The sequence below is a fragment of the Cyanobium usitatum str. Tous genome, from assembly GCF_963920485.1.
GTDB classification, from domain to species: Bacteria; Cyanobacteriota; Cyanobacteriia; order PCC-6307; family Cyanobiaceae; genus Cyanobium_A; species Cyanobium_A usitatum_A.
The window spans coordinates 2053671-2066559 of record NZ_OY986431.1 but is presented as its reverse complement, the minus strand read 5'-3'; the positions used below and the strand labels follow the sequence as shown (position 1 = coordinate 2066559).

Annotated in this window: 15 protein-coding genes and 1 tRNA gene; 6 read left to right on the top strand and 10 right to left on the bottom strand. The window is 64.8% G+C overall.

Annotation, left to right across the window (positions count from 1 at the left end):
• Positions 1 to 77 precede the first annotated feature (77 nt).
• From U9970_RS11250 to U9970_RS11235, 4 genes are read right to left on the bottom strand one after another with little or no spacing between them, the layout of a single operon-like run.
• On the bottom strand, positions 78 to 1067 hold the full coding sequence (locus tag U9970_RS11250) for a BadF/BadG/BcrA/BcrD ATPase family protein (RefSeq protein ID WP_322764266.1): 990 nt from the start codon (positions 1065 to 1067) through the stop codon (positions 78 to 80).
• The gene (locus U9970_RS11245) at positions 1060 to 2355 is read right to left on the bottom strand and encodes an IctB family putative bicarbonate transporter (protein ID WP_322766118.1); all 1296 of its coding nucleotides are present in this window, start codon (positions 2353 to 2355) and stop codon (positions 1060 to 1062) included. Before U9970_RS11245 ends, U9970_RS11250 begins: the two co-directional genes overlap by 8 nt.
• Before the next feature lie 32 nt (positions 2356 to 2387).
• Positions 2388 to 3059: a tRNA (guanosine(46)-N7)-methyltransferase TrmB gene (trmB, locus tag U9970_RS11240; protein ID WP_322766117.1), complete on the bottom strand. Its 672-nt coding sequence runs from the start codon at positions 3057 to 3059 to the stop codon at positions 2388 to 2390.
• Positions 3060 to 3061: 2 nt separating this feature from the next.
• On the bottom strand, positions 3062 to 4330 hold the full coding sequence (locus U9970_RS11235) for an FIST signal transduction protein (protein WP_322764265.1): 1269 nt from the start codon (positions 4328 to 4330) through the stop codon (positions 3062 to 3064).
• A 71-nt stretch (positions 4331 to 4401) separates the two neighbouring features.
• Between U9970_RS11235 and U9970_RS11230 the strand changes: the two genes are divergently transcribed.
• A complete protein-coding gene (locus tag U9970_RS11230) occupies positions 4402 to 5019 on the top strand; it encodes a DUF3177 family protein (protein ID WP_322766116.1) in 618 nt (205 codons plus the stop codon).
• Positions 5020 to 5047: 28 nt separating this feature from the next.
• Entirely contained in the window at positions 5048 to 5374 is a 327-nt protein-coding gene (locus tag U9970_RS11225; RefSeq protein ID WP_322764264.1) for a DUF7734 family protein, read from the top strand.
• Between the two features lie 9 nt (positions 5375 to 5383).
• Here U9970_RS11225 and U9970_RS11220 read toward each other — a convergent pair whose 3' ends face one another.
• The 3 genes from U9970_RS11220 to U9970_RS11210 are packed head-to-tail and all read right to left on the bottom strand — an operon-like array spanning position 5384 to position 9342.
• Positions 5384 to 5881, bottom strand: a complete 498-nt coding sequence (locus tag U9970_RS11220) for a cupin domain-containing protein (protein ID WP_322764263.1) — start codon at positions 5879 to 5881, stop codon at positions 5384 to 5386.
• Positions 5878 to 8793 carry an isoleucine--tRNA ligase gene (gene ileS / locus U9970_RS11215; RefSeq protein ID WP_407653040.1) on the bottom strand — a complete coding sequence of 972 codons (2916 nt, stop codon included), beginning with the start codon at positions 8791 to 8793 and terminating at the stop codon, positions 5878 to 5880. Before ileS ends, U9970_RS11220 begins: the two co-directional genes overlap by 4 nt.
• Before the next feature lie 24 nt (positions 8794 to 8817).
• On the bottom strand, positions 8818 to 9342 hold the full coding sequence (locus U9970_RS11210; protein ID WP_322764262.1) for a Ycf66 family protein: 525 nt from the start codon (positions 9340 to 9342) through the stop codon (positions 8818 to 8820).
• A 65-nt stretch (positions 9343 to 9407) separates the two neighbouring features.
• Here U9970_RS11210 and U9970_RS11205 point away from each other — a divergent pair.
• Both U9970_RS11205 and crtR read left to right on the top strand, forming a co-directional pair.
• Positions 9408 to 9489, top strand: a tRNA-Leu gene (locus U9970_RS11205).
• 55 nt (positions 9490 to 9544) lie between these two features.
• Complete coding sequence (gene crtR, locus U9970_RS11200) at positions 9545 to 10570, top strand: beta-carotene hydroxylase (protein WP_407653039.1); 1026 nt, start codon at positions 9545 to 9547, stop codon at positions 10568 to 10570.
• Positions 10571 to 10588: 18 nt separating this feature from the next.
• Here the strand turns inward: crtR and gatC are convergent, their stop codons facing one another.
• Positions 10589 to 10882 (bottom strand): Asp-tRNA(Asn)/Glu-tRNA(Gln) amidotransferase subunit GatC, encoded by a 294-nt coding sequence (gene gatC, locus U9970_RS11195; protein ID WP_322764261.1) that lies wholly within the window; start codon positions 10880 to 10882, stop codon positions 10589 to 10591.
• Between the two features lie 31 nt (positions 10883 to 10913).
• Positions 10914 to 11684 carry a creatininase family protein gene (locus U9970_RS11190; RefSeq protein WP_322764260.1) on the bottom strand — a complete coding sequence of 257 codons (771 nt, stop codon included), beginning with the start codon at positions 11682 to 11684 and terminating at the stop codon, positions 10914 to 10916.
• 62 nt (positions 11685 to 11746) lie between these two features.
• On the opposite strand from U9970_RS11190, the gene U9970_RS11185 reads away from it, so the two are divergent.
• Positions 11747 to 12049 carry a glycine/sarcosine/betaine reductase component B subunit gene (locus tag U9970_RS11185; protein ID WP_254935112.1) on the top strand — a complete coding sequence of 101 codons (303 nt, stop codon included), beginning with the start codon at positions 11747 to 11749 and terminating at the stop codon, positions 12047 to 12049.
• Here U9970_RS11185 and U9970_RS11180 read toward each other — a convergent pair.
• Positions 12043 to 12180, bottom strand: a complete 138-nt coding sequence (locus U9970_RS11180; protein ID WP_255024269.1) for a hypothetical protein — start codon at positions 12178 to 12180, stop codon at positions 12043 to 12045. The two genes, U9970_RS11185 and U9970_RS11180, sit on opposite strands and share 7 nt — an antisense overlap.
• Between U9970_RS11180 and U9970_RS11175 the strand changes: the two genes are divergently transcribed.
• On the top strand, positions 12179 to 12889 hold the full coding sequence (locus tag U9970_RS11175; protein WP_407653038.1) for a DNA-3-methyladenine glycosylase: 711 nt from the start codon (positions 12179 to 12181) through the stop codon (positions 12887 to 12889). The genes U9970_RS11180 and U9970_RS11175 overlap by 2 nt on opposite strands.

The window sequence follows — 12889 nt, the reverse complement described above, 5'->3', positions numbered from 1 at the left end:
CGATCCCGCCCAGCCCTGCCGTTAGTCGAATTATGCGGGGCCCAAAGGATTCAGGCCAAGTGGTGCGGACCGATTCCTCAAGCGCACCGGGCTGAACCCCCTGGAGCGTCTGCCGAGTTCGTCAACAGGTCGCCCGCCATCAGCAGAGCTCCGTGGCACGCGTCCCGGTGGGGCGCCACGAGCGTGGCCTCTGGCAGTCGCGCGGCCAGCTCAGCGCACCAGGCTCGCTGGAGCATGCCCAGATGGGTGATCGCGCCCCCCACCGCAGCCACTCGGGGGCTCGATAGGCCTAGGGCTGCGGCCACACCGGCCACCAGGTCAGCCAGGCCGGCCCCGGATCGCTCGATGATCGTCATCGCCTCGGCGTCTCCGGCCTCGGCGAGCTGATCCACATAGGGAGCCAGGCGGGCGAAGCCGGCTGGGCCGAAGTCTGCCTGCACCACCAGCGCTTTCAGCTCCTGGGCGCTGCCTACAGCCAGCGCGCTCCAGAGGGTGTGCCGCAGGGCGGTGTCCCGATCCCGGCCATCTGACATGCGTACGCTTGCCATCAGGGCGTCGTGGCCGATATCCATCGCCGAACCGCTGCCATCGAGCAGCCAGCCCCAGCCACCGCAGCGGTGCTCCCGATTCTCGCCGTTGCGACCCACGGCAATCGAGCCGGTGCCGCTGATCACCAGGATGCCTGCACCGCCCTGCTGGTTGCCCATGGCTCCGCGCAGGGCAGTGCGCTCATCTCCCGTGACTACTAGGCGCTCAAGGGGTAGTTGCAGGGCCGCGGCCGCCAGCTGCCGGCCCAGCTCCTGGACGGAGCTGCCCACTTCGATGCCACTGGCGCCAATGCCGGCGGCTAGCAGGGGCGTGCCGGTGTGTGGCAGGTGCAGGCGCGCCTGCGCCAGGCTGACTTGAAGGGCCTGGCAGAAGCGGGCGGGGCCGTCGGCTGCGGCCAGATGGCACACCCCTGGCCCCTGGCCTTCACCCAGCATTTCACCACTGCAGGCATCGCTGACGCGACAGCTGGTGTGGGTTTGGCCGGCATCGAAGCCGGCAATCAGGCCTGGTTCAGCCACGGCCTTCGGCGCGGCTAGCTCCGGCAGCCAGGGTGGCGATGCAAAACCAGCCGCTCAGTTGTACCTCCGGCCGGAAAAAGATCGTGTCGGTGAGTCCCTGCACCGTGAGCCCCACAATTACGGCGATCGCCGCCAGGGCCGGCAGGCTGAAGCAGCTATCACTGCGCCAGAGGCTGGTGGCGCTGCGCAGGCTGGCCAGCAGCAGTCCAATCCCGGCCAGCAAGCCAGGAATGCCAGCTTCCACCGCCAGCTCCAGGGGGATGGAGTAGGCGCTGAGTGCGTTGAACTTGGGTTGCTGAAACAGTGGATAGATCTGGTTAAAAGCGTCGTTGCCGGGGCCGATGCCAAGCCACGGGCGGGCCTGGACCATATCCAGTGCTGCAAGCCAGACGTTGATGCGGAAGTTGTTGGAGCTGTCTTGCCGGCCGGCTACCAGGCTCATCACCCGCACCCGCAGCGGCTCCACCTGGGTAACCAGAACTACTAAGAGGGCAGCGCCGCCAATTAGCAGCAGCAGGGGAAACAGGCGCCGCCAGAGCAGGGGCCAGGCCCGGGTGGCGCGCACGGCAAGCAGCAGTGAGATCACTGCCGCCTCGGCCACCAAACCCATCCAGGCGCCGCGGCTGAAGGTGAGCACCAGGGCGACTACCCCCAGCACCAGGGCAGTGAGGGCAAAGAGCTTGCCGGCTCGCCCCGGCCAGCGCAGCAGGGCCACGAGGGCTAGGGGCAGCACCGGCAGCAGGTACCCCGCCAGCAGGTTGGGGTTTTCGAGGGTGCTGTAGATGCGCACCGTGCCATCGGCCACGGAGTTCGGGTCAGCCCAGCGGGCTAGTTCGCCGCTATCGCCGTAGAGCTGGCGGATGCCGATCACGCAGGTGACCAGGTTTCCAGCCAGCAGCGCCGCCACGATCCGGTCCCACCAGACCGGAGCCAGGATTAGCAGTTGGCGCATCAGGGCGTAGACGCCCAGGTAGCTCACAAGTTTGACCAGCCCCTTGGCGGCGGCCAGGGGCACCGGTGAGAAACCTGTGGCCAGCAGGGCGATGGCCAGGATTCCCAGAATCCAGCGGTCGATCTCCACCAGAGGGCCTGGGGTAGTGGTTAGGGCCAGCAGTAGCCATAGAAGGCCACTTGCCAGCACCAGCAGGCTGAGGCCGCTGCGGGTTACCAGGGGCAGGCCAGCCATCAGGGCGCAGAGCACCAGGCCGGCTATCAGGGTTAGCTGGCGCCCCAGCGGACCACTGTCAGCGCGCTGCAGGCAGCCCTGCCAGCGCAGCAAAATTGGCATTGGGGGGGCGCTCAAGGGGGTGCAGCCTGGCTTCAGGCCCGATTATCAACCGCTTCGAGCTGATCTTCCAGGTTGCGGTCGTTGCGTTGGTAGAGAACTCGGTAGACAGGCAACCCTTGGCTCAGCACGTAGGTTTCGCGCTCGGTTGGCACCGCCAGGGGGTTGCCGGCACGCCAGGGGCGCCCATCTGCGGCCGGGCGATCGAAGCCGCCGCTGGCCTCGATCAGCTGCACCATCGGTGTGATCACCGCCAGCACATCGCTCTGAATAAACAGCTCACGGCCCGGCCCCAGCGCCTCGGCCAGGGCCAGCAGCAGGGCGGGCTGCAGCACCCGCCGCTTTTGATGCTTTTGCTTAAACCAGGGATCCGGAAACTGGATCGTCACCCGCTGCAGCAGCCCGGCGGGTAGGGCCGCCAGCCAGTCCTGCAGGCTGATGTTGGCGTTGCAGAACAGGTAGTGGAGGTTGCCGAGCCCCAGGGCCTGGCGGTCGGCTTCGGCGCCATCCACCAATGGCCGGCGGATTTCCACACCTAGATGGTTGCAGTTGGGCTGGTGCTGGGCCAGGGCCAGCAGGAAGCGGCCGCGGGCGCAGCCAATGTCGAGATGAAGAGGCAGCTCCGGCTGACTGAAAAGCTCGGCTGGCGGCGGCAGGGGCCGGGGTAGCTGGAAAAAGCGGCTGAGTGGATTGACGTGCTGGCGCACCATCAGCCCTCTGCGCGCGGCACCAAGAAGGCCAGGCTGGCGGTGTAGCCGTGCAGATAGGTGCTGCCATCGACCGGGCCGATTTCGCCGTTGCAGAACGATCCTGCGATGGGCACCTGATCAAACACTTCCCGGCACAGCTCCACGTCGCCGTCGGCACTGCCGTAGAGCCCAACGCCACGGCCTAGGCAGGCAAACAGCAGGGCGGCTAGGGGCTCCGGGTTGCGCCGTTGCTGTCTGGTCAGCAGTTGGCGCAGTTCCAGCCTGGAGGCGCTGGCATCGCGCAGTTGGAACTGCACCTGTTGCCCCACCCGCATCCGTTCAGCCACGGCTACGGCGCCGTTGCGGGGGTCGACACCAAGCAGGTTGCGCACCAGAAAAGAGGTGGGGCCATCTGGGTCTGCGGCGCTGAGGCTGAAGTTGCTACGGCCCACGCCCAGAAATAGCGAGTGCTTCACCAGCTCCCGCTCCTCGGCACTCAGATCCGTGAGGATCGACTGAAGCGCTGCCACAGGGCTGCGGCGGGCCTGGCCCTGGCTTACCTCCAGCACCACGTTGCGCTGAACTTGCTCCACATCAAAAACCGGACCGATCGGCCGGCAGCCCTGGGCCACCACCGGATCGAGTTGCCAGGCCCCACCAATGAGGCAGCCGACGGCACCGCGAACCACCTGATCTCCAAACAGCAGAGAGCCATGGCCGGCACTGTGGGGGCCGGCGACCCCACCAACTTTCGCCGCCCCTGGACAGGCGTAATCCAGGCCACTGATCAGATCGTTGATGCGGGAGCAGCTGGGATCCACCAACAGCAGCATCGAGGGGCTGGGAGCTGCTGACGCATTGAGCAGGGCGCGCCAGGGATCAGCCGGGCCGTCGAGGTCGGGCAGGCAGTCGGTATCAATCGCAAAAGGGTGGAGCTCGGCGCCGGGTAGGCGCAGCAGGGTGACACTCAGGGCTGGTTTGTTCTCCAGCTCATGGGGGCTGCCGCCAGCATCGGTGCCCACCACCCCACCGCCCAGGCAGCCAAGCCAGTGGCTGGCCTGGACTTTCTCTTGCAATAGGGGTAGCAGCCGGGGCAGGTCGCTGGCGTAGCTAGCTGCGGCGAAGACCAAGGCCAGATCCGCTGGACCGGCCCCCCGCAGCTGGGTTGCTATGTCTTCAACCGAGGCCTGCAGCGAGGTTTCGCTGGCTAGGGCGGTGCGACACCAGGCCTGGGCAGGACGGGCCCCGAAGGTGCGGGAGAGCCAGCTGGGCAGGGAGAAGGCGGCCATAACTCGGACCCTATCGCTTGCCGGGGACGCGGATAATGGCGCCTTACCGAACCACACGCGTGCTCGCCGCCCTGCCAGAACCTCTTTACCGCTCCTTGGTGTGGCTCGATGTCCGCCTGGCGATGCTGTTCAGCGTCGGCTTGCCCCTAGTGCTCCTGATCTGGGCGTCGGTACGCAAGGAGGGATCCTTGGTGCGCCTGCTGGGGATTTATTGGAAGGTGGCCAGCCTGTTCCTGCTTGCAACCCTGCTGCTCACCGACCGGCGGCCCCTCGGCTTTGTGGTTTTGCTGCTGGCCCAGCTGCTGGTGGTGCTGAGCGTCTGGTTCTGGGTGGATCTCAACGAGGAGCTGGCCGACCTGCCGCCCTGGCGTCCCTTACCCCTGACCCTGCGCATCTGGCGCTGGAGTCTCACGGTGTGGGCCCTACTTGGCGCCTTGCTTAGTGCCACGGCCCTGGGCTGTATGGGCCCTGGCGCCCTGGCCCAGCCCCGTTGCGCCGTTTGGATTCAGCCGCCCCTTGGTCTGCACCGGCATGTCGAGGGGCTGTTTGCCTTCATTTTTGGCGGCGAATGGACCCCTGCCGTGGCTGCCTTCATCGGATACGTGGGTTTGGTTGCCTATGTGGTGGGACTGTTGCAATGGCTGCTGGTGCGCTTGCCCAAGCAGGGGCGAATCGCTGGCGATTTCTAAGGATCAGCCCCTTGCTTTCTCTCTCGCCATGACCCTCTCCGCTGCATCTGTGATGGCCCTGCTGGCCAGGTTGGAAGAGTTGAGCCGGGAGCGGCCTGATCGGGTGCTGCGGCTCAGGGGCCAGCTTCAGTTGGCGGCAGGCCCTCTTGAGCCCTACGAGCTGCTGATTTTTCGGGGTTTTTCGAGCAGCACTACCCATCCCACCGATTTCGATCCCGACCAGCCAGTGCTGCCTGATGGGGCGGTGATCGAAACAGCTGAACTACTTCAGGCCCCCCTGAATCCTGCTGCTGAGCAGCTGTTGGTTGGGCCCGCTTCCCCTGAGGTTTTCCTTGAGCCTGGCGGTTGGGCTTGAGTCCTCTGATCAGCCCATCGCAATTAGGCGGCGCCAATCACGGCAACAAGATTCCAGCTGGGTGGCGTGGTGTTGCAGCTGGCTCTGGCTGGCTAGTTCGAAATCGACGAAATCAAAGCCTGGGGCCACCGTGCACCCCACCAAGCTCCATGGGGTGTGCCCAGCCACTGGTTCAGCTGCGAACCAGCTGCCGGCAGGCACCACGATCTGGGGTAGTTCTCCAACGCCAAGATCAAGCCCAAGCTTGCTGACGCAAGCCCGGCCATCCGGGCGGAGTTGATAGATCAGTAGGCCGCTGCCGCCATGGTGGTGCCAAGCCTCATCGGAGCAGATCCGATGCCAGCTCGACCACTCGCCTTCAGCTAGTAAGTAGAGGATCGCCGAGCTGGCAACCCTGGGTCCGCGGGATGTGTCGACTATTTGGCTGGCCCGGTAGGTCTCGCGGTAGTAGCCACCCTCCGGATGGGGCTGGAGTTTCAGCTGCTCAATCAGTGCCTTGGCGTTCAACACAGAACCTCCACGCAGCGGCCGCAGAGGCTGGGATGGGCGCTGTGCTGACCGATGTCGGTTTCGTAGTGCCAGCAGCGCTCGCATTTTTGGCCTTCGGCCTTGGCAATGCGCACCGTGATGCCGTTTGCGCTGGCTTCGGCCAATAGCTCGGCAGGGGCTACGCCGCCTTTCTTCAGGCCCGACACCAGCAGCCAGTCGGCCAGGTTGTCGACGCTGGGGTGGCTTGAGCTGGCCAGCCAGCCCAGGGCCTCGTCTGCGCTGCTGCCTGCTTCCAGCTCCAATTGCACCTGGGCCTCCAGCGAAGCACCCAGCTGGCCGCTAGAGCGGCAGCTCTCCAGTTGGCGATTCACCAAAGATCGCAACTCCAGGATTCGCTCCATCGGCGCCTCCAGTTGCGCTTGGCGCCACCCAGCGGGGGCCGTGGGCCAGCCCCGTTCGAACACCGAGGCTTCGGCTACCGGGTAAGGCAGGTTTTGCCAGATGTCCTCGGCCATATGGCAGAGCACCGGTGCGATCAGTCCAGCGAGACGCTCCAGCACCAGGCTCAGCACCGTTTGGCAGCTGCGGCGGCGGAACTCATCGGCGCCGCTCACATAGAGGCGGTCCTTGGCGATGTCGAGGTAGACGTTGGAGAGGTCGACGACGCAGAAGTTCTGCAGGGCCTGGAAGAAGCGGTAAAACTCATAGCGCTCGAAGTCTCCCGTCACGCTGTCGATCAGGGCGGCGGTGCGCTGCAGCATCCACTGATCCAGCAGGGGCAGCTGGTCGTAGGGCACGGCATCGCGCTCGGGCGCAAAATCGTGCAGGTTGCCCAGCAGGTAGCGGGCCGTGTTGCGCACCTTGCGGTACACATCCGCCAGCTGCTTGACGATCCCCGGGCCCAGTGGCACGTCGGCGGAGTAATCCACCGAGCTCACCCACAGCCGCAGCACATCGGCGCCGTAGGCCGGCTCCTGCTTTTCGTTCTTGCCTCCCTCCACCAGTACCGCCGGATCGACGACGTTGCCCAGCGATTTGCTCATCTTGCGGCCCTTCTCATCGAGGGTGAAGCCGTGGGTGAGCACCCGCTTGTAGGGGGCGTGGCCGTTAACCGCCACCGAGGTGAGCAAGCTGCTCTGGAACCAGCCGCGGTGCTGATCGCTGCCTTCTAGGTAGAGATCGGCTGGGTAGTGCAGGCCCCGCTCCTGGAGCACGCCGGCCCAGGAGGAGCCGGAGTCAAACCACACGTCCATGGTGTCGCTGCCCTTGCGCCACTGGCTGGCTTCGGCGGCGTATGCCTCAGGCAGCAGGCCGGCTTCATCGCGCTGCCACCACACGTCGGCGCCGTGCTCGGCGATCAGGGCCTGGATGTGGGCCAGGGTGGCTTCGTTGAGCAGCACCTCGCCCGTTTCGCGGTGATAAAAAACGGGGATCGGCACGCCCCAGGTGCGCTGGCGGCTGATGCACCAGTCGCCCCGTTCGCTCACCATCGCTTCAATCCGGTTGCGGCCGCTGGCCGGCAGCCATTCCACCTCGGCGATGGCGCCAAGAGCGGCGGCGCGGAAGCCCTCCACTGAGGCAAACCACTGCTCGGTGGCGCGGAAGATCGTCGGTTTTTTGGTGCGCCAGTCGTAGGGGTAGCGGTGTTCGTAGCGCTCTTGCTTGAGCAGCAGGCCGGTGGCTTCGAGGGCGCTAAGGATCGCGGGGTTGGCGTCCTTGAGCACGTTGGTGCCGGCAAAGGGCCCGGCTTCGGCGGTGAGGTTGCCGGCCTCATCCACCGGGCAGAGCACCGGCAGGCCGTATTTTTTGCCGGTGTTGAAGTCGTCTACGCCGTGGCCTGGGGCGGTGTGCACCAGGCCTGTGCCGGCCTCGGTGGTGATGTAGTCGCCGCCGATCACCACAGGGCTGGTGCGCTCCAGCAGTGGATGGCGGTAAGTGATTCCTTCCAGCTCGCTGCCCTTAACGCTTAAAAGGGGTGTGAGCTCCAGTCCCAGACTGGTTTGCAGGCTCTCAATCAGCTCAGCGGCTACCACTAGGTGGCTGGCGGCTGGGTTGGGGGCGTCGCCCCGGGCAGCCACTGCGCAGATTGCGTAGTCCAGTCGCCCGTTCACCGACACCGCCAGGTTGGCCGGCAGCGTCCAGGGGGTGGTGGTCCAGATAGCCACTGCCAGGCCGCCGGCCCCTGTGGCCGCTTCGGCAGCCAGGCCAGCGGTTTCTAATTGGGCGGCCAGGGCCACCGGTAGCGCCACCACCGGGAAGGCCGCGAAAACGCTGGGGGAGGTGTGGCCGTCGGGATATTCGAGTTCGGCTTCGGCCAGGGCGGTGCGGGAGCTGGGGCTCCAGTGCACCGGTTTGAGGCCTCGATAGATGTGGCCGGCCAGCACCATGGCGCCGAAAACGCCGATCTGGGCGGCCTCGTAGCTCTTGTGCAGGGTGAGATAGGGCGTTTCCCAGTCGGCCCAGATGCCCCAGCGGCGGAAGCCGCTCTTTTGGCCCTCCACTTGCTCGAGGGCGTAGGCGTGGGCCTTCTGGCGCAGCGTTACCGGGGTGAGCTCGGCCCGTTCGCTGCTGCTCAGCCCCTGCAGCACCTTGAGTTCGATTGGTAGGCCGTGGCAATCCCAGCCAGGCACAAACCGCGCCCGCTTGCCCTGCAGCAGGGCGGTTTTGTTGATGATGTCCTTAAGAATTTTGTTGAGGGCATGGCCCACATGCAGGGCCCCATTGGCGTAGGGAGGGCCGTCGTGCAAGGTGAAGGCCTCGCCCGGGTTCTGCTGGCTCAGGCGCTCGTAGAGCCGTTGCTGGGCCCAGAACGCTTGGATTTCCGGCTCGCGCACCTTGGCATTGGCCCTCATCGCAAAGGGCGTCTGCAGGAGGTTGAGCGTCTCCTTGTAGGAGAGGGGGTAGGAGACGGGCGCAGGGCTGGCGGTCACGTCGCCTGGGGGCAGCAGAACTGATTATCCCGCCTGGCTGCTGGAGGGCTCGGCCAGCGGTTGCGGTTCCGGGATATCGGCCGTGACCAGGCTGTCGATCTCGCTGACGGCGCTTGGCTCTTCCGGGCGCACCCAGCGCTTGCCACTGGTTTTGGGCTGGCGTTGCTGGGTCAGCCATTGGCTCACACCTGCAGTGGCAGTGGTCAGCACGGCGAGCAGATGGGCCAGGCTGGCGCCCGCCTGTTGCAGGCTGGTCTGCCAGCGTTCCGTCGACCAAAGCCTCTGCTGCTCCTCAGCGGTGAGTTGCCGCCAGCGGCCCTGGGACACCTCGCCTGCGAGCCTGCCGATCAGCAGGCCACCGCAAAGCACGCCCAACATCGGGGCGCCCGTGAGCCGGTCGGCACTGGTTACAAGCACCAGTCCCAGCAGCAGCACTACGGCGCCCCAGGCCGAATCCCGCGGCCGGCTCAGTTCGGTGGCCAGCAGCGGCAGCAGCAGGATGGCGAGACCCAGCAGCAGCGCCAGGAGTCCGCCCAGGGTGGCGAGCATGGCCAGAAGGCATGGAGTCCCCCATTGTGGGCGCCGCCCAGCATCTGTCCCTACAGTCGCGTTCTGCCCACCTGGCGGAATTGGTAGACGCGCTGGTTTTAGGTACCAGTGGCTTTGGTCGTGGGGGTTCAAGTCCCCCGGTGGGCATCATCACTTTCTTAAGTTGCCTTGATGCAACGTTCTGGGATCTGGTTCAGCTGAGATGACACAGGTTCTGGCCGCCTCTGCAACTGCCGTGGTCTCCGAAGGGGCAATGGCATCTCCCTCGCGGCTTGTGCCGAGGGAATTTCTTGACCCGCCTGCGCCTTGGAACCCCACCGTTGGGCTGTTTTTGGCTGGCTATGGCTTAGCTGCTCTCACGATTTGGGGCTGGTTTGTGGCTGGTTGGCCCCTGCCCGTGCTGCTGGCTACCGGATTTCTGGCCCTGCACTTAGAGGGCACGGTGATTCACGACGCCTGCCACAACGCGGCCCATCCGCACCGCTTCTGGAATGCGGTGATGGGTCATGGCGCTGCCCTACTGCTTGGCTTCAGCTTTCCCGTTTTTACCCGGGTGCACCTGCAGCACCACGCCCACGTCAATGATCCCAAGAACGATCCTGATCACATCGTCAGCACTTTTGGTCCGCTGTGGTTGATTGCACCACGATTTTTCTATCACGAGCTGTTTTTCTTCCGTCGCCGTTTGTGGCGTCGTTATGAACTGTTTGAGTGGGGCCTAGCCCGGGCCATCTTCGTGGCGATCGTGGTGGCTGCAGCGAAATTTGGCTTTCTCGAATTTATTTTCAACTGCTGGTTTGCTCCGGCCCTAATGGTGGGAGTGACGTTGGGCTTGTTCTTCGACTACCTGCCCCACCGCCCCTTCCAGTCTCGCAACCGCTGGCATAACGCCCGTGTTTATCCGGGCAGACTGATGAATTGGCTGATCATGGGTCAGAATTATCACCTTATTCATCACCTGTGGCCATCCATACCCTGGTTTGAATACCGCCCTGCCTATCACGCCACTAAACCAATGCTTGACGCCAAAGGCTCGCCCCAGCGCCTTGGCTTGTTTGAAACCAAGAATGATGGATTTAATTTCCTTTACGATATTTTCCTCGGCGTTCGCAGCCATCGCAAGAAGCGCAGCAAGCTCAGGCCTATTGCAGCTTTAATGCCTACCCGCCATGCCCGCAGGCGAGTGCTGGAGTTGCTTCACCGCACTGCGATTTCGCCAGTGCGTTAACCGGAGAGTTGACCTTGCTCAGCTAGCCACGATTTTGGGCACGCGGATGAAATCCCCTTCCCGTTGGGGGGCTTCATTTAGTAGCTCTTCGCGCACTTCCGTAGGGGTTACCATATCTTCGCGGCATACATTCACCACTTCCACCGCTCGAGTGGTGGCTGGCACTCCTTCGGTGTCAACTGTTTCAAGGTGGGCTACGTAGTCGAGGATGCGCTCGAGCTGGCCGGTGTAAGTGGCGATCTTGGCCTCGGGCAGGTCTAGGCGGGCCAGCTTGGCCACCTTGCGCACGTCGTCTGCGGTGATCTTGCTCATCGGGATTTACCAGCTAATCCGACGCTAGCGCTCAGGTCAGGAAGGCTTCCAGGTCTGAGGCAAGGGCGGTGGCGGCCAGCTCCAAGAAGCGCTCGCCGTGGCTGGCCTGGGCCAGGTAGGGGTTGGAGCCCATGCGGCCATCTGGGTGGCGGCGGCGGAAATCTTCAGGGCCGTGGATGGGGCCGGCCGGGGCTGGATCAGGCAGGGGCCTCTGCTTGGTCTGCAGGCTGGGCTCCAAGTGCAACGTGAGGGCGATTTCGCTGGGGGTGGCGTGGTGACCTTCTTCCGAGCCATAAAGGTTGCGCGCCTCCTGCATTACCGGGCCAGCCATGAACCAATTGGCCAGCTTGCAGCGCAGCCGCGGCGCCACCGCCAGGCACCGATCGGTGGCGCTGGCATAGGCCTGGGCGAAAGCGGCCTTGCTGGTGGCGATGTTGCCGCCATGGCCATTGATCACGTAGATGCGCTCGAAGCCGTGGCGGGCAAGCGACAGCACTACGTCGTGCAGCACCGCCAGCAGGGTGGAGGGTTGCAGGCTCACGGTGCCAGCAAAGCCCAAGTGGTGCTCGGCCATGCCGAAGGCCTGGGCCGGAGTCACCAGCACGCCGGTGCGGCGGCCCACTTCCAGGGCCACGGCTTCGGCGGTGAGCGCATCGGTGCCGATGGCGCCGGTGGGGCCGTGCTGCTCGGTGGAGCCCAGGGGCACGATTACTCCCTTGCAATTTTCCAGATAGGTCTCCACCTCAGGCCAGCTGCGCAGTTGCAGGCGAATGGCGTCATTGGAGCTGGCGGATTGGATCATGGTGAACAGCAGGAAGACCCGGGAGACTGGCTAGTGTTTGTAGGCCAGCAGTGCCTCGGCCCATGCTGCACCGCAAGCTTTATCAGTTTTGTGCCGAACAGCGCCCGGTGTGGGTGTTTTTGCGTGACCAGCAGCGCTGGATTGAGGAGGCCACGGTGGTGGAGGTCGAGGGGGATCTCGTCACCCTGCGCTACGACGCTGAAGACGACGACGAAACCCACAGCTGGGAGGAGAGCGTGCGGCTCGACTCGATCGGGGCAGTCAGCACCAGGCTGGCCTACGTCTGCCGCAGCGGCAGCCCTGATGACGTGATCACCTCGGAAGACTGCCCCGAGGCCGAGCGGCTGCCTAGTCAGGGTCAGTGAGCCGTGCCGTTGCCGTCGTAGTCGTCGGTGTCGTAGTAGCCACCTTTGGTGCCAAAAAACAGGGTGGCAAGCACGAATAAGCCGCTGCCAAAGATCAGCACGGTGGCGAGGGAGAAACCGGCGGTGTGCATGGCGAACCCAAGTCTGGGTATTAAGGATTTCAGTCTGCTGGCGGTTGCTCCCAGTGGCGAGCAAGGCGTTGATCTTGTGGTGAATCCATTGCCGAAGGCCTTCTTCTGCCGTCCCGCTGAGCTGGTTGCCCCCGAGCTCATCGGCTGCCTGCTGGTGAAGCGCCAAGCGGATGGCGAGTTGCTGTGGGGCGTGATTGTGGAAACGGAGGCGTATTCGCAAGACGAGCCCGCCTGTCACGGCTACCGCCGCCGCTCCCCCAGCAACGAAACCCTGTTTGGTGAGCCTGGGCGGTTTTATGTCTATGTGAGCTATGGCATTCACCACTGCGTGAATGTGGTGACGCACCGTCCCGACTGGGCCAATGGGGTGTTGCTGCGCGCCGTGGCTATTCCTGGTAAGCCGGAGCGGTTGGCGGCGGGTCCTGCCCTATTGGCACGCTGCTTTGGCATCGATCGCTCCCGCGACGCCCAGCAGGTGCATCCCGATCAGGGCCTGTGGATAGCCCCGCGGCGGCCAGAGTTGGCAGCTTTGGCCGCCGCCGACCTGGTGCAAACCAGCCGCATCGGCATCAGCCAGGGCCAAGACCTCCCCTGGCGCTGGTATTGGCGGGCGAGCCGCAGCGTCAGCAGGCGGGTCAGGGGTGATCGGCCGCCCCGTGCACCTGTCCAGTGTCGCCAGCGCAAGTCAGCCTCTACCCTGATCCTGTGA